Here is a 26107-nt window from a genome sequence, read left to right on the forward strand (position 1 = left end):
CGGGCTCGCCGTCATCCGTGCGCGGCCGGGACGATGTTCTGGTTCGCGTGGAAGAAGTTGCCGGGATCGTACTTCGCCTTGACCTCCGCGAGCCTGTCGTAGTGGTCCCGGTAGGTGGCCCGGACCCTGTCCTCGCTCTCGTCCTCGCCGAGGAAGTTCACGTAGGAACCGCCCATCGAGTACGGGTGGAGGTCCTCCCAGTAGTCCACGCACCACCGCCGGATGAGCGCGGCGTTCACGGGATCGGGGTCGATGCCGGCGAAGACGCCGGACCAGATGGCGTCGCGGTAACTCCAGGCGGTGTCGTCCCGCCCCACCCGGCCGGCCGCGCCGTCGATCGGGTACATGTGCATGGTGGAGAGGGAGGTGGGGATCTCCGCACCGTACTTCTGGTGCACCTCGACGGCCTCGTCGGTGATCCGGTCGAAGAAGTCGCCGCGCCAGTACCACTGAAGACCGGGCGGCATGAGGGCGTCGAACATCGACTGGAGCATCGGGTAGGGCATCGGGCTGGTGAACTGGAAGGACGGCCGGCCGGGCTCGCTCGCCGGAGCGAGGAGGCCCTCCATCTCGTCCGGATCGCCGGTGTGACACCAGATGACGGCGCACATCTTCTTGCCGTGGATCTCCTCGGGGAACGGCGGCCCCGGCGGGATGACGAGGACGGCGAAGAAGCCGCTCAGATCCTCGGGCGCCTGCGGCAGGAAGTCGCGGTACCACCGGAGCACGTCCCGCGCGGCCTCGACCGGCCATGCGGTGATGCCGACCCCGACCGTGTGCACCGGGTGCAGCCGGAAGGTGAACGAGGTGACGACGCCGAAGTTCCCGCCCCCGCCGCGCAGCGCCCAGAACAGGTCGGAGTTCTGCGACTCGGACGCGGTGACCCAGGTGCCGTCCGCCAGGATGACGTCGGCGGCGAGCAGGCTGTCCACCGTGAGGCCGTACTTGCGGGTGAGATGGCCGTGGCCGCCGCCGAGCGTGAGGCCGCCGACCCCGGTCGTCGAGACGATCCCCGCGGGCACGGCCAGCCCGAAGGCGTGGGTGGCGTGGTCGAGGTCGCTCAGCAGGCTCCCCCCGCCGACCTCGGCCGTGCGCGCGTCCGGATCGACCCGCACCCAGCGCATCGGCGACAGGTCGACGGTCACGCCGCCCTCCACCAGGCACAGGCCGGAACCGCTGTGCCCGCCGCCCCGGACGGCGGCCTCCGCGCCCGCCTCGCGGATCAGGCCGAGCGCCGCCACCACGTCCGCCGCGTCGGCGCACGGGACGATCGCGGCGGGACTCGTTCCGATCATCGCGTTGTAGATCGCGCGGGCCCGTTCGTACTCCGAGTCCTGCGGGCCGACGACCGGGCCGCGCAGCGTGGTTCGCATGGTTTCCAGAACAGTGGCCTCCATCGGGCCTCCCCCGTCCGGGCCGCGGCACACCCCCGCACATCGCGCACCCGTCGTACCGGTGACCCCGCCAGGGCCCTCCCGGCGGGAGTTACCTCCACCCTTACCCCCACACTAATCCCGCCACAACCACGCGAAACAGAAAAATCGTCCCACGTCAGGCAGTCGGCCACGGGCGGCGTTCGACCTCGTGATCCGCCGCGGTCGGCGGCGGCGACACGACGTTCATGAACACCAGCCGCCCCTTGGCGCGGACGCCCCGGGTGGTACCGGCGGGGATCACCACGATGTCGCCCGCGGCCACCGGATGCGGAGCGTCGTCGATCCACACCTCCCCGACCCCCTCCATGATCGCCAGTGCCAGCTCGACCCCCGGCGTGTGCAGCGGGATCTGCTGCCCGTCCTCCATGCCGACGATCATTACCCTGGTGAGATCGGTCGCCGACAGGACCTTCGGGCGATACGACTCGGCGCTGAACTCCACGAGCTCGGACGCGTTTCCGATGACGGGCTTCTTCTCCACCACTGCTCTCCGTTCGGTCACTTCCGGGCCCGCAGGCACACCCAGCCCGCGGGCATTTCACCGGTGTCGAGGAAGGCCCGCAGCCGCTCGGCCCGCGACTCCGGCACCACCCGGGCCAGCTCCGGGTAGAGGATCTTCTCTTCTTTCAGGTTGTGGTGCAGGAGCTGGACGGTCAGCCGCCGGCACAGCGTGAACGCCGCACCGGCGTCCGGCTCGCCGTCGAGCGCGTCGAGCACCGCCCACATCTGCCCGTGCTCGCGCAGCATGACGAGCACCGGACCCGTGTGCCCGGCCGCGTGCAGGGCCGGGAACAGGAACTCCTCTTCGAGGTAGATGTGGCGGCGCAGGGCGCGGACGGCGCGCACCAGCGGCTCCCGGTCCTGCTGCCCGGACGGCGGGTCGGCCGTGAACGCCTCGATCCCCGCGTCGATCTCGTGGTGCTCCCGCTCCAGGGCCGCAGCCAGCGACTCGATCTCCATGCCCGCAACCTCGATACCGCGCTCGGACGGTCCCCGAACCGCTCCGGCCGCCTTCCGGCCCACCGGTCCGAGGACGCTGGAGTCTCGATGTTAATACAGGTGAGCTATGTAAATAATGAATCTGATGTGAGAAATCAGGCACCGTCTGCTGCTTGGAGCGCGTCCACGCCCCCGCCCGTCCGGACGGGGGCGCTTCTCGACACGGTCAGGGCCCGACCCGGCGCAGCGCCGTCTTGACCTGCACAAGCGCCTCGGTCACGTGGTCGCCCTCGCACATCCAGATGCCACCGCCCCACGTGAACCACCAGCGGTCCCGGTCGTCGGGACGCGTACGGCACTCGATCTCCACCCCGCGCAAATCCGGCCCATCGGTGACCCGCAGCCGCCCGCCGATCCGGACCGCCGTATAGCCGTGGCCTCGCACCACTTGCGCCGGCACCGTCAGGAAGACGTCCCCGTCCGTCATGACACCGTCCGCTCCACGTTCGCCCGTACCCGGCGCGCGGCCGTGTTCAACTCACCCACCGGGCCGATCGGCACGTCGGTGCGGACGTACCAGAACCACCACTGCCCATCGCGGTAGCGGCAGCCCACCGCCACCGCCCGCTCGCGCTGCGGGATCGGCCCCCGCGACCGATCGCCGGCGGCGCGCCATTCAACGGTTTTCATGATCGACCTCTTTGTCGTCCGGAATTGCCTTTGCCCTCCAATCGTCGGACCCACCGGTTATTCTCGGCCATACATCCGTCTCCACAAGTGATCCAGAGGCCGCACAAGGCCCTGTGCAGATAGAGGGGATTCTCATGCCGACCCCGCCCCCGTCAGAATCGGCGCGAGCATTTTTCGCCTTTCACCTCAAGCGGCACCGAGAGGGAAAAGGCTGGTCCCAGCCCACCCTTGGGGCAAGAATCCACATACCAGGCAGTATGGTCAGCGGCATCGAGCTGTGCACCCGCCGCCCGACCCTGAAGGTCTGCCAGAAACTGGACGAGGTCTTCGGCCTGACCCAGTTCTTCGAAGCCCTCTACCCCCGCGTCATCGAGGAGACCGGCCTCCCCGCAGGCTTCCCCGAGTTCATCGACGCCGAAGCGGAGGCCGGCGTAATGAAGCTCTACGAGAACTTCGTGATCACAGGCGTCTTCCAGACGGAAGACTACGCCCGTGCCGTCCTGCGGGCAGGCCAGCAGCCGGACAGCCTGGAACGCCTCGTGAGCGCGCGGATGGAGCGCCAGCAGATCTTGCAGGAGGACCCTCCCGTGATCGTCGCGCTCCTCGATGAATCCGTGCTTCGTCGACCGTTCGGCGGACGTGATGTCATGCGTGCCGAACTTGAACATCTGCTGGCACTGTCGGAGCTGCCACACATCCACATCCACGTGGTTCCAGGGGATGCCGAACTGTGTCCAGAGGGCGCGTTTACGATCTTGTCCACGACGGGAGAGCCGGATACGGCTTACGCGGAATCGGCGGGCGGACGTGGCCGAATGATCGACGATGACGGATATGTCGCCGAACTTGGCATACTGTTTGAGTTGATCAGGTCCAAGGCTCTGAACGCAGGACTCGGCGGCCGCAATCCGCAAGGCGTTGGAGGAACTGTGAAAACGACCGACTTCTCGTCCGCCCACTGGCGCAAGAGCAGCCACAGCGGCGGTCAGAGCGGCCGGTGCGTGGAGGTCGCGCAGACGTCGGCCGCCATCGGCATGCGCGACAGCAAGAACGGCCATGCCGGTCACCTCACCCTCAACCGCGCCGCCTTCGCCGTGCTCCTCACCCATGCCAAGGCAGGAGCACTCGACCTCTGACCCGCCCCTCCCGGCCCCGGTGGTCGTCCCGCCGGGGCCGTGCTCGGGGGGCGCCAACCGGCGACGCGGAGGTGCGACGCGTCGTCCAGAGCAGCTCAACACCCGCACCCAGCCGCAGACCCGGATCACCAAGGGTCGGGGCACACGACGAACCAGGCACCAGACGGACGCAACCCAGACCAGCAGCCCGACCAAAATCGGCAACCGTGCCCGGGACACCGACCGGCGACGCGGAAGTGTGGAGGTGCGTCGCGTCGCGTCGCCTTAAAGTAACTCGACACCCGCGTCCAATCCCAGACCGGGATCACTGACGGTCGGGGCGGACGATGTACCAGGCACCGGACGGCGTTACCCAGACCAGTAGCCCGGCCCAGATCTGGAAGAGTCTCCAATCGGGGCGCTGCTTCAATCTGTGGTGTCGCCTGCACAAGGGGGCGAGGTTGCAGCGGCAGGTGATTCCGGGCCGCCAGGGGATGGTGTGGTCGAGGTCGCAGCGGTGGGAAGGCTGGTTGCAGGTGGGGAACACGCACGTCGTGTGGCGGGCTTCGACCTCACGCCGCATCGCGGCGGATGGCCGGTAGCCGGGTCGGCCGTGGACCTTGTCGCCGCCTTGGCAGGCCGCGTCGCGGGCGTCCGCGAACTGGCTGTGGATGCGCTGCGCTGTCTCCCGGACGGCCTGCGGTAGTTCGCGGGGGTGGACGCGTCCGCGCACGTGGTTCAGGCGTCGGTCCACCGCGTCCGCCAGCGCGGCGATACCGGCATCGCCGCTGAGATCGCCGCCCGGTTCGTTTCGGGGGCCAAGAGAGGGTGGCGCGTCGTCCGCCGTTCTGTCCGCTCGGGGGGCGTCGGCCGAGCGAGCTTCCTCGTCGCCTGCAGAACGGGCATCGCGGTGTGACGAAGCCGGGCCGGTGGCAGGCTGCGGGCCGCTGTTCCGGTGGGCCTTGGACTCGCCGTCGTGTTCAAGGACGTTACCGGTGCGCAAGCTGAGAACGGCGGGCGCGGACGGTGCGCCGCCACCGACTGCGCCATCGAGTGAGACGGCGACGTTTCCGGATGCCGGCTTGGCGGGACCGACCGGTCCGGCTCCCAGGCTCGGCGCGGGCGGAGCTTCGGTCTGGCCGCCATCCGCCCCCGGAAGGCCGGAGCCGGTGTCGTCCTGCGTCCGAGCAAGAAGGGATCGGACGGCATCGGGAAGCTCGATGCCATGCAGGAGTCGGGTAGCCAGATCGGCGCGGATGGCGCTCAGGAGGCGGGGGTCACCATCCGCCTTGACGCCGTGTGCGGCGGCGGTGATCTTGTTGTAGATCGCGTGGGCGTCTTCGGCGGCCAGGTCGCACAGTGCCAGGTCAGAAGTGCCGGACGGGGTGTCCCAAAGCTCAAGGCGCCGTTGCCGGACCGCTTCGCGCCTGCGTTCCTCGATCGCCTCGGGCGCAAGGCGCTGTGCGATCCGCTTGAGACGGCGGCGTAGTTGCCCGGTGGTCTGCCTGGACGCCTTCTCCAGCGCCGCGCGCTCGATCCGTCCGGCCGTCTCCTCGGGCAACCGGTCGGTGACGTCGCAGATGACGCGGGCTTTGCCCATGTCAATGTGTCCGGCCTCCAGCGCGTCTGCGGTCCGGGCGAGTGGGCCGGTCAGTTGTTCGGCGAGGTGGACCAGGGTGGCGGCGGTGTTGCCGGTCACGGTGAGGGCGGCGGCGACCTCTTCGGTGACCGATTCGCGAGCCGACAGGATCCGGTAGTCGGGGTCGCCGGAATCTTCGTCGGTGGTGCGGCGGCGGGTGAGTTCGGCGATGGCGGCCAGTTCCCGTGCCTGCGCCCATGAAGTCTGGCGGCGAGCGGCGGCCGCGACCTGGAGAAGTTCGTCGTCGGTCAGGTCGGCCAGGCGGTTCTTCCCACCGGACAGGCAGATTGCCAATTGCGGGCCGGGCGGGAACCATTCCCGATTCTCCCATTCACGCTGGCGACTGGTCGCGGCCGCGACGACGGGGGCGGGCATCGACACAGGGGTTCACCTCCCAACCTGAATTCCTGCTCCCCATTATATGCGGAGCCTCACCAATAGGGCTAGACATTCCAGACACGCCACATTACTGTCACCGACTATTCTTCGGTCGACGCCCGCAAAGGACGTTCCTTTCGGTCGGCGGTCGTCCAACAGCCCGCGCGGGCTGAGGGCGGCTTTATCGGGTTGGGGTGGTTGCTGTGAGCGGATGGCTGAGGTGCCTTCCGAAGGCGAGCGCGCCCAGTGCAGCAGAGCCGCCAGTTGCTGTCACGTTGGTTGCGGTTGTGGGTTGAGGGAGGTGCAGGTAAAAGGCCAGCGCGGGGTCCGGCCTGAGCGCGCGCTTCGCGCGCCATCACCGATACCCGCACCCGTCCTCGCCGACGAGGGTTCCGCGCGACGCGCGGCAGCGGCAGCAACCACTCACCAACCTGCAGATCAACACCCCACCCCAACCAACCAACCACCGCAACCAACGTGACAGCAACCGGCAACACAGACAAACGAACGCGCCCGCTTTCGGAAGGCCACCTCAGCCACCCACCTATAGCAACCACACTAAACCGATAAAAAGGCACCTCAGCCACGCGCACGGCCGTTAGGACTGCGGCCGGGAGAAACCGGCACCACCCCACCCAGTGCACCACCTCAAAATCCAGGGCAGCAGGCCCTGACACAACACGGCTGGGTCCTGGGGACGAGGTGTGTGACCGAGCTTTCGGCTTAGGCATTCCGACTGGACGGTCACGGACTAAGGCGGTCTGAGGTGCCGTAAATAGGGCGTCGTCCCGATGTGGAGGCGGGAGGCTTAGAACGAACCTTGTACATGTCGGGCCAAGAGGGCCCGACAGGAAACAAGGAGCCAGACATGATCCGCCCCCCGGAGATCAGCAAGGTCATCATCAACGACCGCATACGGGTGCTGCGGAACGAGGCGAAGAAGGCCCACCGCGTCCGCATCGCGAAGGCCGGCAAGCGGTGACGCCTGCGGCCTGTCCTGGAAATCCTGCGCCCCCGTCCCACCAGACGGGGGCGCTTTTCGTTGCAGTCTGTGGTCTTGCCCGCCCGCCTGGCGGATCTGCTGGCCAGGCGCATCTCCCGGCCGAGACCGGGAGTGGAGGTTCAGTCGGCGACGAGGGTGTGCGGGTTGCCGCCCGCCGCGCCGCGGAGGAGTTCGACGCCCTCGGGCGGCACGTCCGTCCAGAGGGCCTTCGGGTGGAAGGAGAGGGACGCCGAGATTTCGGAGACGGGGATGACGATCAGGTCGCCCTGGGCCTGGAATCCGTCGATGACGGGGATGCTCACCGACTGTTCGAGATGGTCGAGCACGGCGAGACCGGTCTGCTGGGACAGGGACGCGAGAGTCACGTTCATGGGGATCACCTTCAGGTTCGGCGGACGAGGCGTGAGTACTGGTCACCGGACAGCCCGTAGGTCCATCCGGCGGCGGCGACCGGGTCGTCGATGGCGCCCGGCACGGTCAGCCCGTACCTGCGGCGGTGCCCGTCGCGTTCGATCGAGCCGTTGACGGCGAGCAGCACCCTGGTCTGCTCGCGCAGGTCGTAGAGCCGCAGCTCCGAGCCTGGGTTGCCGGGGTCGGGGGCGGTGGCCACGAGGCGCAGCCCGGCCCGGTCGATGTAGTCGCCCCAGCCGAGGTTCTCGATGGCGCACCGCCGCACCTCGACGTTCGGCTCCTCCGCGATCCGGTCGACGGTGGGGTCGTCCACCACCCAGGGCGGCACCCGCGTGCCGTGCCAGGCGTAGACGTCCCAGCCGTCGGCGTAACGGAGCGCGGGACCGTCCGGGCGGTGCAGCCGCACCTGCCCCTCGTCGCCCCAGACCTCGGTGTGCAGCTCGACGGGCCGCTCGGAGACGACGCAGACGTCCTCGCGCGGCCACCACCAGCCGCAGGACCGGGCCGGCGCCGCCCACAGGTCGAGCAGGCGGTTCTGCGCGGGTGTGAAGATCACCCCGGACGTCCGGCGAACGGCGTCGTAGTGGGCCGACCAGGAGACGCACTGGGCCTCGTACCAGGCGCTTCCCCAATCGGCCCGCTCGTGGACGGTCTGGAGCGCCGGGCGGAGCGTGCTCCGGGTGGAGGCCGTGATCGGTGCCCGGACCAGCTGCCGCAACATCTGGTCCAGCGGAGGGTAGCCGCACAGGATCCGGGCGTCGAGATCCACGGCCAGCCCGTTGATCAGCCTGCGGAAACGCGTCGGCAGCGGCCAGTCGTCAAGACGGTCCGCGGTCTCGGACGGCCGGGCCCCGGGCGGGACGGTCTCCAGGGCCGCGAGCGGCGAGACCACCCAGCGGAAACGCGGTGGATCGAGGCCGATCAGCCGGTACAGCTCGGAGATGGCCGCTTCGGCGGCCGGACGGTCGGCGGGCGCGGTGGAGAGCAGATGCCCGAGCCACTCCGCGCGGATGGCGGCAGCTTCCCGCTGCACGTGGTCGCTCACCGGACGAGGGCGGCGACGCCCCTTTCAAAGATCATGGGTCGGGATACTGGCACACCGCGAGCCATGATGTCCAGCCCCTTTCGGCCGGCGGCAGACACCGCGACGTCCTCTCAGCGGGGCTTGGCGGTGGGGACGCCGAAGCACAGGTCGCCGGGGACACCGAGCGGGACGGCGAGCTCGTCCCGCAGTACCGCCGAGGCGGGGCGCCCGGTGACCCTGCCGACCACCTCGCCGAGGACGAAACCGAAGGTCAGGACGTGGAACCCGGTCGCGGCGCCCGGCCGCCACAGCGGGCGCAGGTCGGCGATCCGCGCGCACATCCCGTCCCAGTCGGCCAGTTCCTGGGTGCGTGACTGGGGGTCCGTCTGAGGTCCTTCGGGTGAGCGGCCGGGATCTAAGGCGTCCTAGGGGGCTTAGATAAGGCGTCGTCCCAATGTGGGGGGTGGGGGCTTAGGACGAACCTTATACATGTCGGGCCAAGAGGGACCGGCAGGGAACAAGGAGCCAGACATGATCCGCCCGGAGTTCAGCAACATCATCATCAAGGACCGCGTACGGGTGCTGCGGGCCGAGGCGAAGCACGCGCGCCGCGTCCGCATCGCGAAGGCGCTCAAGCGGTGACGCCCGCGCACTGTACGCAGCACGCGCCCCCGTCCGGGAAGGACGGGGGCGTTCCTCATTTCTGGGTGTTGGCGGGTGCGAGGGGGGTGCGGTTGCGGATCAGGTCGGCGGCTCGCTCGGCTATCGCGATGGTCGGGGCGTTGGTGTTGCCGCGCGGGACGGCCGGCATGACGGAGGCGTCCACGACGCGGAGGCCCTCCACGCCCCGGACGCGCAGGGACGGGTCGCAGACGGAGTCGCCCGTGCCCATCGCGCAGGTGCTCGTCGGGTGGAACAGCGTGGCGACCTCGCGGCGGACGAAGTCGACGATGGCCTCGTCGGAGTCGGCCTGCTCGCCCGGCGCCCACTCGCCGCCGATCAGTGAGGCGAGCGGGCCGGAGGCGGCGATCTCGCGGGCCTGCCGGACGCCGGCGACCAGGATGTCCAGGTCGGCCTTGTCGGCGAGGTAGGCGGGGTCGATCAGCGGCTTGGCGTGCGGGCTGGCGGAGCGGAGGGTCAGCGCGCCCCGGCTCGCGATCGCGACCGCGGTGACCATGACCGACAGGAGCCGCTCGGACGACTCGGTGAGGCCCTGGTTCACGAAGGGCGTCGGCAGGACGTGGTACTGCAGGTCGGGCGCCGGCAGGCCCTCCACCGTCCGGACGAATCCACCGGCCTCGGCGACGTTCGAGGCGTAGGGGCCGCGCGCCAGGGCCTGGTAGAGGGCGAAGGAGCGGGCGTTGGCCAGTTCCCACAGGGGCTTCGAGCGGGGGGTCGCGAACATGACGTTCACGAACGGGTGGTCCTGGAGCCGCTGCCCCACCGGGGAGTCGACGACGACGTCGATGCCGAGGGAGCGCAGGTGGTCGGCCGGGCCGATCCCGGAGAGCATGAGGAGCTGCGGGCTGTTCACCGCGCCGCCGGACAGGATCACCTCGGCGTCGGCGCGGGCCGAGTGCGTCTCGCCGCGCGCCTCGTAGCGGACGCCGGTGGCGCGGCCGTCCTCGATCACGACGCGGGTGGCGAGGGCGTCGGTGACGACCGTCAGGTTCGGCCGGTTCTCGATCGGGCGCAGGTACCCGGCGGCGGTCGACCAGCGCTTCCCGCGCTTGTGGGTGACCTGGTAGAAGCCGACGCCGTCCTGGTCGGCGCCGTTGAAGTCGGCGTTCGCGGCGAGGCCGTACGCCTTCGCGGACTGCACCCACGCGCGGGTCAGCGGGTGCTTGTAGCGCAGGTCCTCGACGCGGAGCGGGCCGCCGACGCCGTGGTAGGGGAGGTCGCCGCGCTGCTGGTCCTCGGCCCGCTGGAAGTAGGGCAGCAGGTCCTCGTAGCCCCAGCCGTCGCAGCCGTAGGAGTCGCGCCAGGTGTCGTAGTCGTACCGGGCGCCGCGGATGTAGATCATCGCGTTGGTGGACGAGCTGCCGCCGAGCGTCCGCCCCCGCGGCCAGTACACGCTGCGGCCGGCGGCGTGCTCCTGCGGGGTGGTCGCGTAGTCCCAGTCGTACGGGCCCTTGATCAGCGCGGCGACGGCGGCCGGAATGTGGATCTCCGGCGCGTCGTCGGGCGGGCCCGCCTCCAGCAGCAGGACCTTCGCGGAGGGGTCCTCGGTCAGTCGGGCGGCGAGGACGCAGCCCGCGCTCCCCGCTCCCACGATGATGTAGTCGTACACGGCGGCCTCCGGGGTCTTTCCCGGAACCCTACCGAACGGGCTTCTGTAAGCGGCAGGGTTAGGCTGCCTCATATGGCGAAGAACAGGGACAACCCCGTCGTGCTGTCACGGATCTACACCCGAACGGGCGACGACGGCACCACCGCGCTGGGCGACGCGTCGCGCACGAGCAAGACCGATCCGCGCCTCGCCGCGTACGCGGACGTCGAGGAGGCCAACGCCGCGATCGGGACGGCCGTCGCGCTCGGCGCGCTGCCGGAGGACGTGGTGGCGCTGCTCGTCCGCGTCCAGAACGATCTGTTCGACGTGGGCGCCGACCTGTGCGCGCCGGTCGTCCCCGACCCGCAGTATCCGCCGCTGCGCGTCGAGACGTCCTACATCGAGCGGCTCGAGGAGGCGTGCGACGAGCACAACGCCGAGCTTCCGACGCTGCGCAGCTTCATCCTCCCCGGCGGGACGCCGGGCGGCGCGCTGCTGCACGTCGCGCGGACGGTGACGCGCCGCGCCGAACGCACCACGTGGGCCGCGATCGAGGCGCACGGCAGCGCCGGCGACACCGCCGAGGGCGGCGTGAACCCGCTCACCGCCAAGTACCTCAACCGGCTGTCGGACCTGCTGTTCATCCTGTGCCGCGTGGCGAACGCCGAGCACGGCGACGTGCTGTGGAAGCCGGGCGGCGAGCGCTGAGGGTGGGGTTAGCCCCACCTCCGGTTGACCGGCTCCCCACCTGGTGACCCCGTCCCGTCCAGGCCAGGCTGGTCGTGTACGAGGGCATGGCGACAACGGGAGAGACCACGTGAGGACCCTGACGGGCACGGCCGTCCTGGCAGCGGCGGCGGTGGCGCTGGTCGGCTGCGGCAACGTGAGCTTTGGCGGTACCCGCCACGAGGACCGCTCCTACACCGCGCCGGCCGGCGTCACCGCGCTGAGGATCCAGACGAACGGGAGCCGGGTCGAGGTGACCGCGTCCGACTCCCCCGGCATCGAGGTCGTCGAGCGGCTGAGCTGGTCCAACGACAAGAACCGGCCGAAGGCGAAGCACGTCGTCGAGGGGGGCGCGCTGAAGCTCACGTCCAAGTGCGGCACCCAGGTGATCGGGTTCAGCGGGTGCGGCGTCTCCTACCGCGTCCGGGTGCCGCGCTCGACGCCCGTGCGGATCGACAACCGGGACGGGACGATCGTCGCGTCCGGGCTCGCGGGGACGGTGAACCTGCACAGCGACAACGGCTCGGTCACCGCGACGGACCTGCGCGGGCCCACCGTCTCCCTCAGCTCGAACGACGGGTCGCTGCGCGTCTCGGGCCGTGTCACCGCCGCCGACCTGCGCAGCGACAACGGTTCCGTGGACGCGACCGGGCTCACCGCCACCACGCTGAAGGCCACGTCCAAGGACGGGCGCATCCGGCTCGGCGGGAACGTCGCCAGCGCCGAACTGCGCACCGACAACGGCAGCATCGACGCCAGGGGACTGACCACCGACCGGCTCACCGCTGGGACGAGGGACGGCGGCATCGACCTGCGCCTCGCCGGGCCGCCCACGACCCTCAAGGCGACCAGCGACAACGGCTCCATCCGCCTCCGGCTTCCCGCCGGGGAGAGCTACGCGATCAGCACGTCCACCGGCAACGGAGGCAAGCGGATCGACTCGGCCGTCCACCAGGACTCCCGGTCCGAGCGGCGCATCGAACTGACCGCCGGGGACGGCAGCATCTTCGTCGGGCCCAGCTAGCGGACCAGGTACGGGCCCCGCCAGAGCGGCTCGTAGGACGGGACGAGAGGCAGGGCCAGCCGGGCGCCGCCGTTGACCGCGACGGTCGTCCCGGCGAGGTGCTGCAGGACGTGCGCGACACCGTCCGCGTTGGTGTCGAGCAGCTTGAGGTCGACGTTCTTCAGCCGGTCGCACCTGGCGTGGTAGCACGGGTCGTACGCCTTGCCGGCCCGGCCCCCGAACGCCTTGGCCTCCGCGGCGGTCTTCAGGCCCTCGGCGCCGGTGTCGAGGCCGCCGGACGGGATGCCCCGCTCGATGAACGGGCCGTAGTCGGAGCGCCCGTCGAACTCGCTCTCGGCCGTCGGCAGGCGGCGGCCCTTGAAGTAGTCGCGGAACATCTTCTCGATCGCCCCCGACCCGGCGGGCGCCCGCGTGCCGCCGCGGGTGGAGTGGTCGCCGTCGTACACGCCGCGGACGCCGTTCGGCGAGCCGAGCATGTCGAGGTTGATGTTCAGGGCGATCTTCTCCCGCTCGGCGCCCGGCAGCGACGCCACGTAGTGGGCGGAGCCGCGCAGCCCCTCCTCCTCGGCTCCCCACCAGGCGAACCGCACCCGGTTGCGCAGGCCCTTGCCGAGGCCGTTGATCTTCCCGGCGATGGCGAGCAGCGCGGCGGCGCCGCTGCCGTTGTCGTTGATCCCCGCGCCCGCCGGGACGCTGTCGAGGTGCGCGCCGGCCAGCACCACGTTGCCGGCGTCCCCGCGCTCGGTGTCGGCGATGACGTTGGCCGACGACTTCTTCCCGTGCGCGGTGTCGGTCTTCACGCGCAGCTTCAGCCCGCCCTTCCCGGCGGCCTTCGCCAAGGCGACGCCGAGGTCGTGGGCGATGCCGACGACCGGGATCGCGGACGGCTTCGACACCGTCCCGTTGATCGGCCCCTTCTCCCCCGGCTTGTTGAAGACGACCACGGCCGGCGCGCCCGCCGCCTTCGCCCGCGCCGCCTTCGTCGCGAACATGCAGCCCCCACGCTGCATCAGGGCGATCGAGCCCTTCTTGAAGCCCTTGAAGTCGCCCTTCTGGCAGCCGCTCGTCCCTTCGCCCTTGGACGGGACGTCCACCGCGATCACGGGCGCGTTCACGTCCCCGGACCCCGAATACGCGAAGGTCAGGAAGTCCTTCTCCCGTTTGTAGGACTTCCTGGACGGCGCCGTCCGGGCGAACACCGCGTCCGACTTCTCCCGCCAGTACGGATAGGTGAACTTCCGCACTTTCGGTGTGAGGCCGGCCTTCCGGAGCCGTCCGACGACGTACTTCACCGACACGTCGTAGCCGGGCGTCCCCGCCGCGCGGTTGCCGCCGTTGTAGTCGGCGATCTCCTGGAACGCCGCGAGATGCGCCTTGACGTCCTTCAGCGTCACGAGCTTCGCGAGGTCGGGGCGGGCCGGCGCGGCACCGGCCGCGGGCAGCGCCGCCGGCAGGAACAGCGCGGGCAGCGCCACGGCGGCGCCGGTGAGGAGGTTGCGGCCGGTCATCAGCTTGCGCACGTGCACTCCAGCGGACGGGGACGGAGCGGACCAGCAGCGATCCTGGACCCGCGCCCCGCCCGCCTCAAGCAGCCGCGGCACCGCAACGCCAACTCGATACCGGCGCCTTACCCGGCCATGCCGCGCGCGCTCATTCCGGCTGGTGCAGGTCGACCGGAAGGCCGGGCGGCGCGGCCTCCAGCCACGCCAGGAACCCGGTCAGCGCCGCCGCGCCCATCGCCAGTTCGACGGTCAGCGCGCCGTCCCGCACCTCGATGACGCTCACGTCCGGCAGCAGGCCCTCCGCCTCCTCCGGGCCGGGCAGGCGGCGGTTGGACACGACGAGGCCCCGGCGGTGAATCACCTGCCGGGGCCTTCTGCGGAAACCGAACACGCGGTGCCAGTGCAGCTCATCGCCCTTGTACCGGCCGATGCCGAGCCGCCACACCCCCGGAGCTCCGCCCTCCGGGGACATTTCGCGCAGGCTGCACTCCACGGTGCCGCCGCCGCGCGTGAACAGCCAGCGGCGCACCGCCATCGAGACGAACAGCAGCGCCGCCACGAGGACGAGCGCCGCCAGGGCACCGCCCACGTCCAGTGCCAGGTGCTCGCCCAAGTCCCCCGCCGTCCGTCGAACTCCAGACCTCGATGCTAGGCCTCGATGCCCGCCGCGCGCAGCCGGGCCCGCGCGCGCCGCTCCGGCGTCGCGTCCTCGCCCTCCTGCGCGAGCGCCGCGTCCAGCGCCCGCCGGGCGTCGTCCACGTCGATCTCGTCGCCGATCTCGGCCTGCTCGGCCAGCACCGACACCTCGTCGGCGGCGACGGAGAAGAACCCGCTGCCGACCGCCGCGGTGATCGGCTTGCCGCCGTCCGCCGGCTCGATCTTCACCACGCTGCCGTCCAGCAGCACGCCCAGCACCGGGGCGTGGCCCGGCAGGATGCCGAGCGAGCCCTCGATGGTCTGCGCGACCACCATCCTGGCCTCACCGGACCAGATCTCGCGCTCCGGCGAGACCAGCCCGACCCTCAGGGTTGCCACGTCTGTTTCCTCCGAATACTGGAGCGGTACCGGCGGGGCCGCCCCCGGACGCGCGGTCGAACGCGTCGTCCCGGGACGGCCCCGCCGGAGCGGACTACTTCTCCAGCTCCCTGGCCTTCTTCTCGACGTCCTCGATGCCACCGCACATGAAGAACGCCTGCTCGGGCAGGTGGTCGTACTTGCCCTCGGCGATCGCCTTGAACGAGGCGACCGTCTCGTCCTTCGGCACGGTCACACCGGGCTGGCCGGTGAACTGCTCGGCCACGTACATCGGGTGCGACAGGAAACGCTCGATGCGCCGCGCCCGCTGGACGGTGACCTTGTCCTCCTCCGACAGCTCGTCGATACCGAGGATCGCGATGATGTCCTGCAGCTCCTTGTACTTCTGCAGGATCCGCACGACCTCCTGGGCGACCTCGTAGTGCTCGTTCCCCAGGATCTGCGGGTCCATGATCCGCGAGGTGGAGTCGAGCGGGTCGACCGCCGGGAAGATGCCCTTCTCGGAGATGCTCCGGGACAGGGTCGTGGTGGCGTCCAGGTGCGCGAACGTGGTGTGCGGCGCCGGGTCGGTGATGTCGTCGGCGGGCACGTAGATCGCCTGCATCGAGGTGATCGAGTGACCGCGCGTCGAGGTGATCCGCTCCTGCAGCACGCCCATCTCGTCGGCCAGCGTCGGCTGGTACCCCACCGCGGACGGCATGCGCCCGAGCAGCGTGGAGACCTCCGAGCCGGCCTGTGTGAACCGGAAGATGTTGTCGATGAACAGCAGCACGTCCTGGTTCTGGACGTCGCGGAAGTACTCCGCCATCGTCAGCGCGCCCAGCGCGACGCGCAGCCGGGTGCCCGGCGGCTCGTCCATCTGGCCGAACACGAGGGCGGTGTCCTTCAGGACGTCCGCCTCCGCCATCTCCACCCAGAGGTCGTTGCCCTCACGGGTGCGCTCGCCGACGCCGGCGAACACCGAGGTGCCGCCGAAGTTGCGGGCGACACGGCGGATCATCTCCTGGATGAGGACCGTCTTGCCCACACCCGCGCCGCCGAACAGGCCGATCTTCCCGCCCTTGACGTACGGGGCGAGCAGGTCGATGACCTTGATGCCGGTCTCCAGCATCTCGGTCCGGGACTCCAGCTGGTCGAACGCCGGCGCCTTGCGGTGGATCCCCCAGCGCTCGTTGATCTCCAGCGACGCGGTCGGGGCGTCCAGCGCCTCGCCGAGGGCGTTCCACACGTGGCCCTTGGTGATGTCGCCGACCGGGACCGCGATGGACTTGCCGCTGTCGACCACCGGAGCGCCGCGGACCAGGCCGTCCGTCGGCTGCATGGAGATGGCCCGGACCATGTTGTCGCCCAGGTGCTGGGCGACCTCGAAGGTCAGGGTCTTCTCCTCGCCGCCCAGCGTCACCTGGACGTTGAGGGCGTTGTAGATCTCCGGGAGGGCGTCGGCGGGGAACTCCACGTCGACGACCGGGCCGATGACGCGTGCGACGCGCCCGGTCGCGGTCGCCGTCTCTACCTGTGCAGTCATTATCACTCCCCGCCAGACTCGGCGAGCGCGTCAGCGCCACCGACGATCTCGCTGATTTCCTGGGTGATCGCGGCCTGCCGCGCCTGGTTCATCTGGCGCGTGTAGACCCCGAGCAGTTCGTTGGCGTTGTCGGTCGCCGACTTCATGGCCCGCCGGACCGACGCCTGGAAGGACGCCGCCGACTGCAGCAGCATGTGGAAGATGCGGCTCTCGATGTAGTTGGGCAGCAGGAGGTCGAGCGCCGCCGCGGCGGACGGCTCGAACTCGTACGCCGGCGGGACCTTGCCCGAGGTGCTCTCCTCGATCTCCAGCGGCATCAGCCGCTTGACCTGGACGGCCTGGGTCAGCATCGAGACGAACTCGGTGTAGACCACGTGGATCTCGCCGACACCGCCCTCGGCGTCGGTCTTGAGGAAGTCCTCGGTCAGCCGGCGGCCGATCTGCTCCGCGTTCGCGAAGTGCGGACGGTCGCTGAACCCGTGCCAGGTCTGGGCGACCTCCCGGCCCCGGAACCGGTACCAGGTGATGCCCTTGTTGCCCACCACGTACGGGACCGGCTCGCGGCCCTCGTCCCGCAGCGCCCGGATCAGGGACTCGGCCTCGCGGATCACGTTGGCGTTGTAGGCGCCGCAGAACCCGCGATCACTCGTGACGATCAGGACGGCGCTGCGGGTGTCGGCCGGCTGCTCCTGCAGGAGCGGGTGGTCGATCCCCACATGGTGGCTCACCAGCGCGGTCAGGGCCTGCGTGATCTGGTCGGCGTACGGCTTGGACGCCGCCACCGCCTGCTGGGCCTTGACGATCCGCGACGTGGCGATCATCTCCTGGGCACGCGTGATCTTGGCGGTCGACTTGACCGTCTTGATCTGCTGCCGGAGTTGACGAAGTTGCGCGGCCATCGGCGTCAGTCCTTCTTGACGCGGGTGATGGTCTCCTGCTCGACGTCCTCGGCCTCGATCGGTTCGACGGGCTCCTCGGCCAGCAGGTCGCCCTCGCTGGTCTGGAAGCCCTTCTTGAACTCCGTGATGGTGTTCTTGAGGCTGGTGAGGCCGTCGTCGGAGAGCTGCCCCGTCTCGCGGATGGCGGTCAGCATGCCGCCCTCCTCGCGCTTGATGTACTCGAGGAACTCCCGCTCGAAGCGGCGGATGTCGGCGACCGGGACGTCGTCCAGCTCGCCGGAGGTGCCCGCCCACACGGACACGACCTCCTGCTCGGCCGGGAACGGCGCGCCCTGCGGCTGCTTCAGCAGCTCGACCAGGCGGGCGCCGCGCTCCAGCTGGGCGCGGGACGCCGCGTCCAGGTCGGACGCGAAGGCGGCGAACGCCTCCAGGTCGCGGAACTGCGACAGCGCGAGGCGCAGCGTGCCGGCGACCTTGCGCATCGCCTTGATCTGCGCGGAGCCGCCGACCCGGGACACCGAGATACCGACGTTGATCGCCGGCCGGACGCCCTGGTTGAACAGGTCCGTCTCCAGGAAGCACTGCCCGTCGGTGATCGAGATGACGTTCGTCGGGATGTAGGCCGACACGTCGTTGCCCTTGGTCTCGATGATGGGCAGACCCGTCATCGAACCGGCGCCGAGGTCGTCCGACAGCTTCGCACAGCGCTCCAGCAGCCGGGAGTGCAGGTAGAAGACGTCACCCGGGTAGGCCTCGCGGCCCGGCGGGCGGCGCAGCAGCAGCGACACCGCGCGGTAGGCCTCGGCCTGCTTCGACAGGTCGTCGAACACGATCAGGACGTGCTTGCCCTGGTACATCCAGTGCTGCCCGATCGCGGACCCGGTGTAGGGGGCGATGTACTTGTAGCCCGCCGGGTCGGACGCCGGAGCCGCCACGATCGTGGTGTACTCCAGCGCGCCGGCCTCCTCCAGGGAGCGGCGGACGTTCGCGATCGTGGAGCCCTTCTGGCCGACCGCGACGTAGATGCAGCGCACCTGCTTGTCCGGGTCGCCCGAGTCCCAGGCTTCCTTCTGGTTGATGATGGTGTCCACGCAGACCGTGGTCTTGCCGGTCTGCCGGTCACCGATGATCAGCTGCCGCTGGCCGCGACCGATCGGCGTCATCGCGTCGATGGCCTTGATGCCGGTCTGCAGCGGCTCCTTCACCGACTGCCGCTGCACGACCGTGGGGGCCTGCAGTTCGAGCGCGCGGCGCTCGGTCGACTCGATCGGGCCGAGGCCGTCGAGCGGGCTGCCCAGTGCGTCCACAACACGGCCGAGGAAGGCGTCGCCGACCGGCGCCGACAGGACCTCGCCGGTCCGCCGGACCTTCTGGCCCTCCTCGATGTTGCTGAAGTCGCCAAGGACAACGGCGCCGATCTCGCGCACGTCCAGGTTCAGAGCCAGGCCACGGGTACCGTCCTCGAACTCAAGGAGTTCGTTCGCCATCGCGGAGGGCAGGCCCTCGACGTGGGCGATACCGTCGCCGGAATCGACGACGGTGCCGACCTCTTCGCGCGCGGCGGCCTCGGGCTCGTACGACTGGACGAAGCGCTCCAGCGCGTTCCGGATCTCATCCGGACGGATCGTCAGCTCCGCCATGATTCCTCTCTTGCTCCCTAAAAGGTCAGCTCAACCGGCGCCCGGCGATGGGGCCGGCTCAACCGGCGCTGGGGCCGGCTCGAGCGGCGCTCAGCCGGCGCCGAGCCGCCGGCGGACGTCGTCCAGCCGCCCGGCGATCGTGCCGTCGATGATCTCGTCCCCGATCTCGATCGACAGTCCGCCGATCGTGCCCGGGTCGATCTCGATGTTCAGGTGTACTTCGTGCCCGTACGCGGCGGCGAGTACCGCGGCGAGCCGCGTCCGCTGCCGCGCCGACAGCTCGGTCGGCGTCCGCACCAGTGCGACGAGCCGCTGCCGGCGCTGGGCGACGAGCTTGCCGTACTCGGCGAGCCCGCCCTCCAGGCTACGTCCTCTCGGACGGAGCACCAGCTCGGTGATCAGCGTCAGCGTCGCCGGCGTGACCTTGCCCTCCAGCAGCGCTGTGACCACGCCGAGCTTGCGGTCGTCCGGCAGGCCCGGACCGGCGAGGGCGCCGCGCAGCGCGACCTCCCGCTCGACGACCCGGGAGAACCGGAACAGCTCGTCCTCCAGGTCGTCGATCCTCCGGTCGGCCTCGGCGCGGGCGGCCTCGGCGGTGACCGCGAGGGTCTCCACCGCGTCCGACAGCTCCGACGGCTTCGACCAGCGCAGCCGGACGACATCGGCGACCAGCCCGAGAGCGGCCGGCGACACCTTGCCCTCCAGCAGGATCTGGACGAGCTGCGCCTTGTCGGCACCGTCGCGCGCCGGGTCGGACACCGCCCGCCGCAGGCCGTGCTCGCGGTCGATCAGGTGCAGCACCGCGAACAGGTCGCCGCCGAGCGCGGCCAGGTCGGCGGAGGAGATGACGGCCTCCAGCCGCTCCTTGGCCTCGGCCAGCGACGCCCTGCTCACCGCTCCGGTGATGGTCATGATGTGATCTGCTCCTGCGTGCGAGCCCGGCTCTCCAGCTCCTCGAGGAACCGGTCGACGACCCGGCTCTGCCGCGCGCTGTCCTCAAGGGACTCGCCCACGACGCGTCCGGCGAGGTCGACCGACATGGCGCCGATCTCGGCGCGCAGCGACTGCAGCGCCTGCTGCCGCTCGGCCTCGATCTGCTTCTTGGCGTCCTCGACGATCTTGCGTGCCTCCGCCTGGGCCTTCTCCTTGGCCTCGGCGATGATCTGCGCGCCCTGCTCCTCGGCCTTGCGTCGCTCGTTGGACGCCTCGACCGCGGCCGCCTTCTGCTGGGACTTGTACTGATCGAGGACCTGCTGGGCCTCTTTCTGCGCCTGCTCCGCCCGCTCGAGACCGCCCTCGATCGCCTGGGTCCGCTCCTCCAGCGTCTTCTGCAGACGCGGGACGAGGATGCGACCCAGAACGACCATGACGACGAGGAACGAGAAGATGCCGACGACCAGCTCGTACGGGTGCGGGACGAGAGGGTTGTTCTCCTCCGCCGCAAGGACGGAAGCTGCTGTGATCATTTTTGCAGCCCTTCCTCAGTTGGAACCCGTGGTCAGATGCCCTGGAAGATGAAGGGCGCGACCAGGCCGATGAGGGCGAGCGCCTCGGTGAGGACAAATCCCAGCAGCATGTTGGTGCGGATCACGCCGGTCAGTTCGGGCTGGCGCGCGATGGCGTTCACGCCCTGACCGAAGATGATGCCGATGCCGATACCGGGGCCGATGGCCGCGAGGCCGTACCCGATCGAGGTGACGTTACCGTCGAGGGCGGCGAGCACTTCTCCCGTCATGGGGTTTCATTCCTTTTCTGTCGGCCGGCGGACGCTCCGCCGGTCTGGGCGAACGAGGTCGTTCAGTAGGGGCCCGGCGCCGGGGCGGCGCCCACCCCGGGCTTAGTGGTCGGCTTCCAGGCCGCTCTGGATGTACATCGCGGCGAGCATGGCGAACAGGAACGCCTGCAGGAACTGGATCAGCAGCTCGAGCGCGGTCAGCAGGATCGTGACGATCACGCCCACGATGCCGACGCCGAAGCCGAGCGCGGTGGGCTTCTCGAACAGGAACCAGAAGCCGACGAGGCTGAAGAAGGCCAGGATCGTGTGGCCGGCGAACATGTTGGCGAAGAGCCGCACCGCGTGGGTGAAGGGGGCCAGGATGAACGTCGAGAGGTACTCGATCGGCACCAGCAGGAAGTAGACCGGCAGCGGCAGGCCCTTGGGGATCATGTTCGTGAAGTACTTCACGGGGCCCTGGTGCTTGAAGCCCAGGTACACCTTGACGACGTAGACGAACACCGCCAGGACGATCGGGAACGCGATGTGCGACGCGACCGGGAACTGGATGATCGGGATGACCGCGAAGATGTTCCAGAACCAGATCAGGAAGAACAGCGACATCAGCATCGGCATCCACCGGTCGGTGTTCTTGCCGAGGAACGGGCGGGCGATCTCGTCCCGCACGAACATGTAGCCGATCTCGCCGATGTTCTGCATGCCGCGCGGCACGAGCTTCGGCTTGGCGAACGCCGTCCAGAAGAACCCGCAGGTCACCAGGGCGCCGACGACCGCGAAGACGACGGGCTTGGTGAGCCACTCGGGGCCGCCGGCGAACAGGGGCGGAAAGTCGAACAGCTCAGGGCCCGGGGCTTTGAACTCATCTCCCCCGGAGGCGAGAACCGTCAGCGCGTTCACGCGGCGTTCCCTTCATCAATGTGGTGATGTTTCACGAAGGCTTCCTCGGCGGCTTCCTCGGCGGCGGGGCCGCTCAGGAGGAGTGGCGACCGTACTTCACGTAGACCAGGTAGACGGCGAGCCCGGCACCGATGACCAGGCCGATGGGGGTCAGCCAGGTCTGGTGCGTCCATGTGGACAGCAGCCACCCGATGCCGCCCCAGATGATCATCCCGGAGAGAAGGTAGCTGGGCACGGACCAGGCGACGTCGGCGAATTCTCGCTGGCCGTCTTCCGGCCGGCGTTTCTGCTCGCTCATCGCGCTCCGGACGATAGCAGGCCACCCATGCGGTGGTCATATTGGAGTAGTCCGTTGGGGCAGGCACCGTCCGCGGGGCCCGCATCACGGGCTCCGGTCGGGGACGTTCTCGGGCTCGTCAATGTAGGGCCTCCGCTGCAGGACGACGCGGAATTCGGCGGCGATCCAGAGCAGCGCGAGGCCGATGACCGTCCAGCCGAAGACCGTGGTGTTCCAGATGGAGACGCTGCCCATCACCGTGACCAGCACCATCACCGCGAGGATCTTCACCGCGTAGCTGGCCAGCGCGGCCAGCATCATGGTCTGCGCGGAGTACTTGGCGGCCCACGAGACCACCAGCGCGCTGATCGAGAAGAAGGCGATCACCACGACGGAGGCCAGTGCCGCCGCCAGGGCGCCCTTGGCGCCGGCGGCCAGCAGGCCGATCACGACGGCGCCCGCCCCGGCGACCGAGGTCGGGATCACGGCGCCGCGCAGCATCCGGGCGTCGGAGGTGTGCATGAAGGCTCCGGCTGGTCACGGTCAGTGGTCGTCTGTTGTTCGTGAAAGGTATCACAAGCGTCCGGTATGTCCACAATTACCCTAGAGGTAATGCGGTTCGGGGAACCGGGAGGCTACCTCCGGTCACGCTCGCACCTGGACTTTAGCCCAGCTCAGGGGTTGCTTTCGCCGCATCGCGACACTACGTGAAGGAGCCGCGTCGCCCTCGGCGGACGGCTCAGACCCGCATCGAGGGGCGCTGCGCGGGGTGGTCGCCGGTGCCCGGGTCGGCGGCGGGTTTCCCGCGGCGCGGCTTGCGGAGTATCAGCACGACGCCGGCCGTCGCGACCAGCAGCGTGATCCCGAGGGTGATCCACGCCGCGTCGAAGAGCGCCAGCCCGACCAGGCCGGAGGCCAGCAGCCCGACCCAGAAGTACATGATCAGCACGGCGCGGCGGGTGGAGTGGCCGAGTTGCAGCAGCCGGTGGTGCAGGTGCTGCTTGTCCGGCGAGAACGGCGACCGGCCCTGGCTGGTGCGCCGCAGCACCGCGAGCAGCATGTCCATGAACGGGACCGCGGCCACCGCCGGGATCAGCAGCACCGGGACGAAGAACGGGAACAGCCCGTTGGCGAGGATGGCCGGGTCGAACTGCCCGGTCAGCATGATCGTGGACGCGCTGAGCAGCAGCCCGATCAGCATCGAGCCGGTGTCGCCCATGAAGATCTTCGCGGGGCTGAAGTTGTGCGGCAGGAAGCCCGCGCACATCCCGAACAGGACGGCGGCGATGAGCGTCGCGCCGGTCAGCGTGGTCAGGCCGTTCGTCCGCGACAGCAGGTAGGCGTAGGAGAACAGCGCGAGCGCGGCGATCCCGACGACGCCCGCGGCGAGGCCGTCCAGGCCGTCGATGAAGTTCACCGCGTTGATCGTGGCGACCACGACGAGGACGGTCAGCGGCACCCCGTAGGCGGGCGGCAGCGACAGCGACTCGCCGGTCGGCAGCGGGATCACGTAGATCTGGATGCCCTGCATGATGAAGATCCCGGCGGCCGCGACCTGCCCGGCGAACTTGGTGAGCGCGTCCACCTCCCAGCGGTCGTCGGCGATGCCGATCAGCACGATCAGCCCGCCCGACAGCAGCAGCGCCTTCGCGACGCTGATGTCGCCGTCGTCCAGGACCTTGCGCATCTCCGGCAGCCCCGTCGCGACCACCAGCGCCGCCACCATCCCGCCGAACATCGCGAGGCCGCCCAGCCGGGGCGTCGGGATCACGTGGACGTCGCGGTCGCGCGGGACGGCCTGCGCCCCGAACCAGACGGCGAACCGCCGCACCGACGGGGTCAGCAGATAGGCGACGAGGGCGGCGACGAGCATCGTGAGCAGGTACTCCCGCACTCCGCTGCGCCTCCCCTCGCCGATCGCCGTTGGCGTGTTACCCCGTCCGGCGCGCGTTACCGCTCGGGCGTCTTCCCGTTGGACGGCCGGCCGGGACGATCTGTTCGCGTCGCGACCGACCAACTGTAGACCCACCCGGCCACCGTCCGCTCCCGATCAGGCCGTCCGGTTCATGCGGGGGGACGGCCCCCGCGCATCCCCGGAACGGAGGGAGCCCGGTACGCGCACATGATCCCGGCACCGACGATCAGCAGCGCAAGGCCGGCGAGGCACCGGTCGCCCAGCGAGAACGCCCATACCCCGCGGGCCGCGACCTCGTCCCCCGCGTCCGCGACGATCAGCAGCAGGCCGGCCGCGGCCAGGCCGACGCCGGCCCGCCGCCGCGGGACGGGGCGCCGCACGATCAGCGCCACGGCGCCGAGGGCCATCGCCAGGGCGGCGGTGCCCGGCCAGCCGCCCGTCCAGCGCGGCGGGACGTAGCGCGGCGGAGCGACCGCGACCGCGTGCTTGGGCAGCCGCACCCGGATCTTCATGCCCTCGTGCGGGGCGAGCATCGTCTGTATGAAGTCCACGGCGTAGGGGCCGTCGCGGTCGCGCAGGCACCGGGTCGTCGCGCCCGGGGCGCCCGCGCGGCAGGTCACGTGCCGCAGCGGGACCGGCGCCTCCACCCGCACCGCCGCGTTCCCGATCGGGACGCGCCAGGACGTCCCGATCGCGTCCCACACCAGCTCGTCGTGGCCGGCGCGCGGGGTGAACGCCCGCCCCACCTCGTACTCGATCACGTACGCCTGGCGCCCGCGGACCTCGCGGTGCCGGTCGCCGACGCTGATCCGCACGTCGTGCAGGAACCGCGTCATCCGGGCCCGGGACGGCGCGCCGGTGGACGAGCTGGTGCGCACGTTCCGCACGTCGTAGACCCGGTCGCCGACGCGGAACGGCACGTGCCGGACGATCCCGTGCTCGCCGGTCTGGTCGAAGTCGTAGGTGATCGTCTCCCGGACGTACAGCACGCCGTCCGCGCCGAGGGTCAGCACGACGTCGTAGGTCGCGATGCTCTCGCCCACGGCCGGGCCGGCCGGCGGGACGGCCCCGGAGACGCCGGGGGCGGGCTCGGCGGCGCGGGCGGGGGCGGGGGCGGGGGCGGGCAGCATGAGCACGAGGGTCAGCAGCAGGAGGCCCGCGAAGATCGCGGGCCCCCGGACACGGCCACGCACGTCAGGCATGGTTCCACTAGTTGCCATGATCGTGTCGGCGTAACGTCCCCGATGCCGCGCGAACCGCTTCCCGGACCATTGGACGCGTCCGGCCCCCGATCGGTTCGCCGGACCACGAACATCGTCCGGCCCTGGTCAGCCTGTAAGCCCGCCATAAAGGTGACCATGCGGACACTGCTAAGTTATCGGCTGCTAACCCCCCGAAACACGAGCCTGGAGGGACCTATGCGGCGACTCGCTGCAGTAGCCCTGGCCGCCGGCACCGTGATGGCCGGCATGGCCGTCGCGGGCGCCCCCGCCGAGGCGGCGGCCGCCACGAGCTGGAAGCCCTACAACTCCTACAGCTACATCAACGCGTGGGGCACCTACACCCGCAGCGGCGGGAAGACCTACGTGAAGGGCTACCTGCAGGACACCAAGAAGAACGGCTGGACCGCCTGCGTGCGGTTCCTGTTCACCGAGGGCAGTAAGCAGTACTGGTCTCGCTTCAAGATCGTCGGCGTGACGTCCGGCGGCACGAAGTACAACTACGACGGCAAGGCCACCGTCAAGATCAGCGTGAGCTCCAGCTACAGCAGCCACCTGTGGGTGCAGGAGTGCGGCCGGAGCAAGAAGACCGGCAAGTACTACTACGGCAAGGGCAAGAAGCTCTTCTGAGCCCGTAGTCTCGCCTGTCGTCACAGGCCCCGTCCGGCCCGGCGGGGCCTTCGCGCTGTCTCCGCCTTCGTGCTGTCTCCGCCCTCGTGCTGTCTCCGCCCTCGTGCGTGCGGAACCGGCGCAGCACCGAGTGCGCCGGCGGCTGGAGCCGGCCACGCGAGCGGGGCCGGGCGTTCTC

At 70.1% G+C, this 26107-nt stretch carries 27 protein-coding genes and 1 pseudogene; 4 read left to right on the forward strand and 24 right to left on the reverse strand.

Annotated elements, in window-relative coordinates; translation table 11 throughout:
• Positions 1-11 precede the first annotated feature (11 nt).
• The 5 genes from AL2_RS30385 to AL2_RS30405 all read right to left on the reverse strand — a co-directional run bounded on the left by AL2_RS30385 (position 12) and on the right by AL2_RS30405 (position 3065).
• Positions 12-1397 carry an FAD-binding oxidoreductase gene (locus AL2_RS30385; RefSeq protein ID WP_067639708.1) on the reverse strand — a complete coding sequence of 462 codons (1386 nt, stop codon included), beginning with the start codon at positions 1395-1397 and terminating at the stop codon, positions 12-14.
• A 154-nt stretch (positions 1398-1551) separates the two neighbouring features.
• The gene (locus tag AL2_RS30390; RefSeq protein ID WP_157438452.1) at positions 1552-1917 is read right to left on the reverse strand and encodes a cupin domain-containing protein; all 366 of its coding nucleotides are present in this window, start codon (positions 1915-1917) and stop codon (positions 1552-1554) included.
• Between the two features lie 17 nt (positions 1918-1934).
• Positions 1935-2396 (reverse strand): hemerythrin domain-containing protein, encoded by a 462-nt coding sequence (locus tag AL2_RS30395; protein ID WP_067639712.1) that lies wholly within the window; start codon positions 2394-2396, stop codon positions 1935-1937.
• Between the two features lie 205 nt (positions 2397-2601).
• Complete coding sequence (locus AL2_RS30400; RefSeq protein WP_067639714.1) at positions 2602-2862, reverse strand: hypothetical protein; 261 nt, start codon at positions 2860-2862, stop codon at positions 2602-2604.
• On the reverse strand, positions 2859-3065 hold the full coding sequence (locus AL2_RS30405) for a hypothetical protein (protein WP_067639716.1): 207 nt from the start codon (positions 3063-3065) through the stop codon (positions 2859-2861). The genes AL2_RS30400 and AL2_RS30405 overlap by 4 nt, the downstream gene beginning before the upstream one ends.
• A 134-nt stretch (positions 3066-3199) precedes the next feature.
• On the opposite strand from AL2_RS30405, the gene AL2_RS30410 reads away from it, so the two are divergent.
• Positions 3200-4201: a Scr1 family TA system antitoxin-like transcriptional regulator gene (locus AL2_RS30410; RefSeq protein WP_157438454.1), complete on the forward strand. Its 1002-nt coding sequence runs from the start codon at positions 3200-3202 to the stop codon at positions 4199-4201.
• A gap of 304 nt (positions 4202-4505) precedes the next feature.
• On the opposite strand, the gene AL2_RS30415 is transcribed toward AL2_RS30410, so the two are convergent.
• From AL2_RS30415 to AL2_RS30435, 5 genes and pseudogenes are all read right to left on the reverse strand, one after another.
• Positions 4506-6194 (reverse strand): HNH endonuclease signature motif containing protein, encoded by a 1689-nt coding sequence (locus AL2_RS30415; RefSeq protein ID WP_245667048.1) that lies wholly within the window; start codon positions 6192-6194, stop codon positions 4506-4508.
• A 1125-nt stretch (positions 6195-7319) separates the two neighbouring features.
• Positions 7320-7571, reverse strand: coding sequence for a DUF8820 family protein (locus AL2_RS30420; RefSeq protein ID WP_174550894.1), 252 nt, complete (start codon positions 7569-7571; stop codon positions 7320-7322).
• An 11-nt stretch (positions 7572-7582) separates the two neighbouring features.
• The gene (locus tag AL2_RS30425; RefSeq protein WP_210748443.1) at positions 7583-8644 is read right to left on the reverse strand and encodes a DUF6745 domain-containing protein; all 1062 of its coding nucleotides are present in this window, start codon (positions 8642-8644) and stop codon (positions 7583-7585) included.
• Positions 8645-8766: 122 nt separating this feature from the next.
• Positions 8767-9006 (reverse strand): annotated as a pseudogene (locus AL2_RS30430) (serine hydrolase); the annotation flags it as partial.
• A 326-nt stretch (positions 9007-9332) separates the two neighbouring features.
• On the reverse strand, positions 9333-10925 hold the full coding sequence (locus tag AL2_RS30435; protein ID WP_067639728.1) for a GMC family oxidoreductase: 1593 nt from the start codon (positions 10923-10925) through the stop codon (positions 9333-9335).
• A gap of 72 nt (positions 10926-10997) precedes the next feature.
• Here AL2_RS30435 and AL2_RS30440 point away from each other — a divergent pair, with 72 nt between their 5' ends.
• Both AL2_RS30440 and AL2_RS30445 read left to right on the forward strand, forming a co-directional pair.
• Positions 10998-11612, forward strand: coding sequence for a cob(I)yrinic acid a,c-diamide adenosyltransferase (locus AL2_RS30440; RefSeq protein ID WP_067639730.1), 615 nt, complete (start codon positions 10998-11000; stop codon positions 11610-11612).
• 109 nt (positions 11613-11721) lie between these two features.
• Positions 11722-12654 carry a DUF4097 family beta strand repeat-containing protein gene (locus tag AL2_RS30445; RefSeq protein WP_067639732.1) on the forward strand — a complete coding sequence of 311 codons (933 nt, stop codon included), beginning with the start codon at positions 11722-11724 and terminating at the stop codon, positions 12652-12654.
• Here AL2_RS30445 and AL2_RS30450 read toward each other — a convergent pair.
• The 14 genes from AL2_RS30450 to AL2_RS30515 all read right to left on the reverse strand — a co-directional run bounded on the left by AL2_RS30450 (position 12651) and on the right by AL2_RS30515 (position 25272).
• Positions 12651-14174 (reverse strand): M28 family peptidase, encoded by a 1524-nt coding sequence (locus AL2_RS30450; RefSeq protein ID WP_245667040.1) that lies wholly within the window; start codon positions 14172-14174, stop codon positions 12651-12653. The genes AL2_RS30445 and AL2_RS30450 overlap by 4 nt on opposite strands.
• Before the next feature lie 130 nt (positions 14175-14304).
• Positions 14305-14769: a DUF2550 domain-containing protein gene (locus AL2_RS30455; RefSeq protein WP_083947048.1), complete on the reverse strand. Its 465-nt coding sequence runs from the start codon at positions 14767-14769 to the stop codon at positions 14305-14307.
• A gap of 35 nt (positions 14770-14804) precedes the next feature.
• Complete coding sequence (locus tag AL2_RS30460; protein ID WP_067639734.1) at positions 14805-15191, reverse strand: F0F1 ATP synthase subunit epsilon; 387 nt, start codon at positions 15189-15191, stop codon at positions 14805-14807.
• Positions 15192-15285: 94 nt separating this feature from the next.
• Positions 15286-16716, reverse strand: a complete 1431-nt coding sequence (atpD, locus tag AL2_RS30465) for a F0F1 ATP synthase subunit beta (RefSeq protein ID WP_067639735.1) — start codon at positions 16714-16716, stop codon at positions 15286-15288.
• Between the two features lie 2 nt (positions 16717-16718).
• Entirely contained in the window at positions 16719-17615 is an 897-nt protein-coding gene (locus AL2_RS30470; protein WP_067639737.1) for a F0F1 ATP synthase subunit gamma, read from the reverse strand.
• A 5-nt stretch (positions 17616-17620) separates the two neighbouring features.
• Positions 17621-19255 carry a F0F1 ATP synthase subunit alpha gene (atpA, locus tag AL2_RS30475; protein WP_067639743.1) on the reverse strand — a complete coding sequence of 545 codons (1635 nt, stop codon included), beginning with the start codon at positions 19253-19255 and terminating at the stop codon, positions 17621-17623.
• Positions 19256-19345: 90 nt separating this feature from the next.
• Entirely contained in the window at positions 19346-20167 is an 822-nt protein-coding gene (locus tag AL2_RS30480) for a F0F1 ATP synthase subunit delta (protein WP_067639745.1), read from the reverse strand.
• The gene (locus tag AL2_RS30485) at positions 20164-20721 is read right to left on the reverse strand and encodes a F0F1 ATP synthase subunit B (RefSeq protein ID WP_174550895.1); all 558 of its coding nucleotides are present in this window, start codon (positions 20719-20721) and stop codon (positions 20164-20166) included. The genes AL2_RS30480 and AL2_RS30485 overlap by 4 nt, the downstream gene beginning before the upstream one ends.
• Before the next feature lie 32 nt (positions 20722-20753).
• Positions 20754-20978, reverse strand: a complete 225-nt coding sequence (atpE, locus tag AL2_RS30490; RefSeq protein WP_245667041.1) for an ATP synthase F0 subunit C — start codon at positions 20976-20978, stop codon at positions 20754-20756.
• 114 nt (positions 20979-21092) lie between these two features.
• Positions 21093-21887 carry a F0F1 ATP synthase subunit A gene (gene atpB, locus AL2_RS30495; RefSeq protein ID WP_067639747.1) on the reverse strand — a complete coding sequence of 265 codons (795 nt, stop codon included), beginning with the start codon at positions 21885-21887 and terminating at the stop codon, positions 21093-21095.
• Positions 21888-21960: 73 nt separating this feature from the next.
• Entirely contained in the window at positions 21961-22185 is a 225-nt protein-coding gene (locus tag AL2_RS30500; RefSeq protein ID WP_067639748.1) for an AtpZ/AtpI family protein, read from the reverse strand.
• An 84-nt stretch (positions 22186-22269) separates the two neighbouring features.
• A complete protein-coding gene (locus AL2_RS30505) occupies positions 22270-22686 on the reverse strand; it encodes a Cg1360 family ATP-synthase-associated protein (RefSeq protein WP_067639751.1) in 417 nt (138 codons plus the stop codon).
• 217 nt (positions 22687-22903) lie between these two features.
• The gene (locus AL2_RS30510; protein ID WP_067639753.1) at positions 22904-24058 is read right to left on the reverse strand and encodes an MraY family glycosyltransferase; all 1155 of its coding nucleotides are present in this window, start codon (positions 24056-24058) and stop codon (positions 22904-22906) included.
• 170 nt (positions 24059-24228) lie between these two features.
• Positions 24229-25272, reverse strand: a complete 1044-nt coding sequence (locus AL2_RS30515; RefSeq protein ID WP_168444736.1) for a DUF2207 domain-containing protein — start codon at positions 25270-25272, stop codon at positions 24229-24231.
• A gap of 225 nt (positions 25273-25497) precedes the next feature.
• On the opposite strand from AL2_RS30515, the gene AL2_RS30520 reads away from it, so the two are divergent.
• Entirely contained in the window at positions 25498-25929 is a 432-nt protein-coding gene (locus tag AL2_RS30520) for a hypothetical protein (RefSeq protein ID WP_067639757.1), read from the forward strand.
• Positions 25930-26107: the final 178 nt, after the last annotated feature.

Origin of the sequence: Actinomadura latina NBRC 106108, from assembly GCF_001552195.1 — a bacterium.
In the GTDB taxonomy this organism is placed as follows: domain Bacteria; phylum Actinomycetota; class Actinomycetes; order Streptosporangiales; family Streptosporangiaceae; genus Spirillospora; species Spirillospora latina.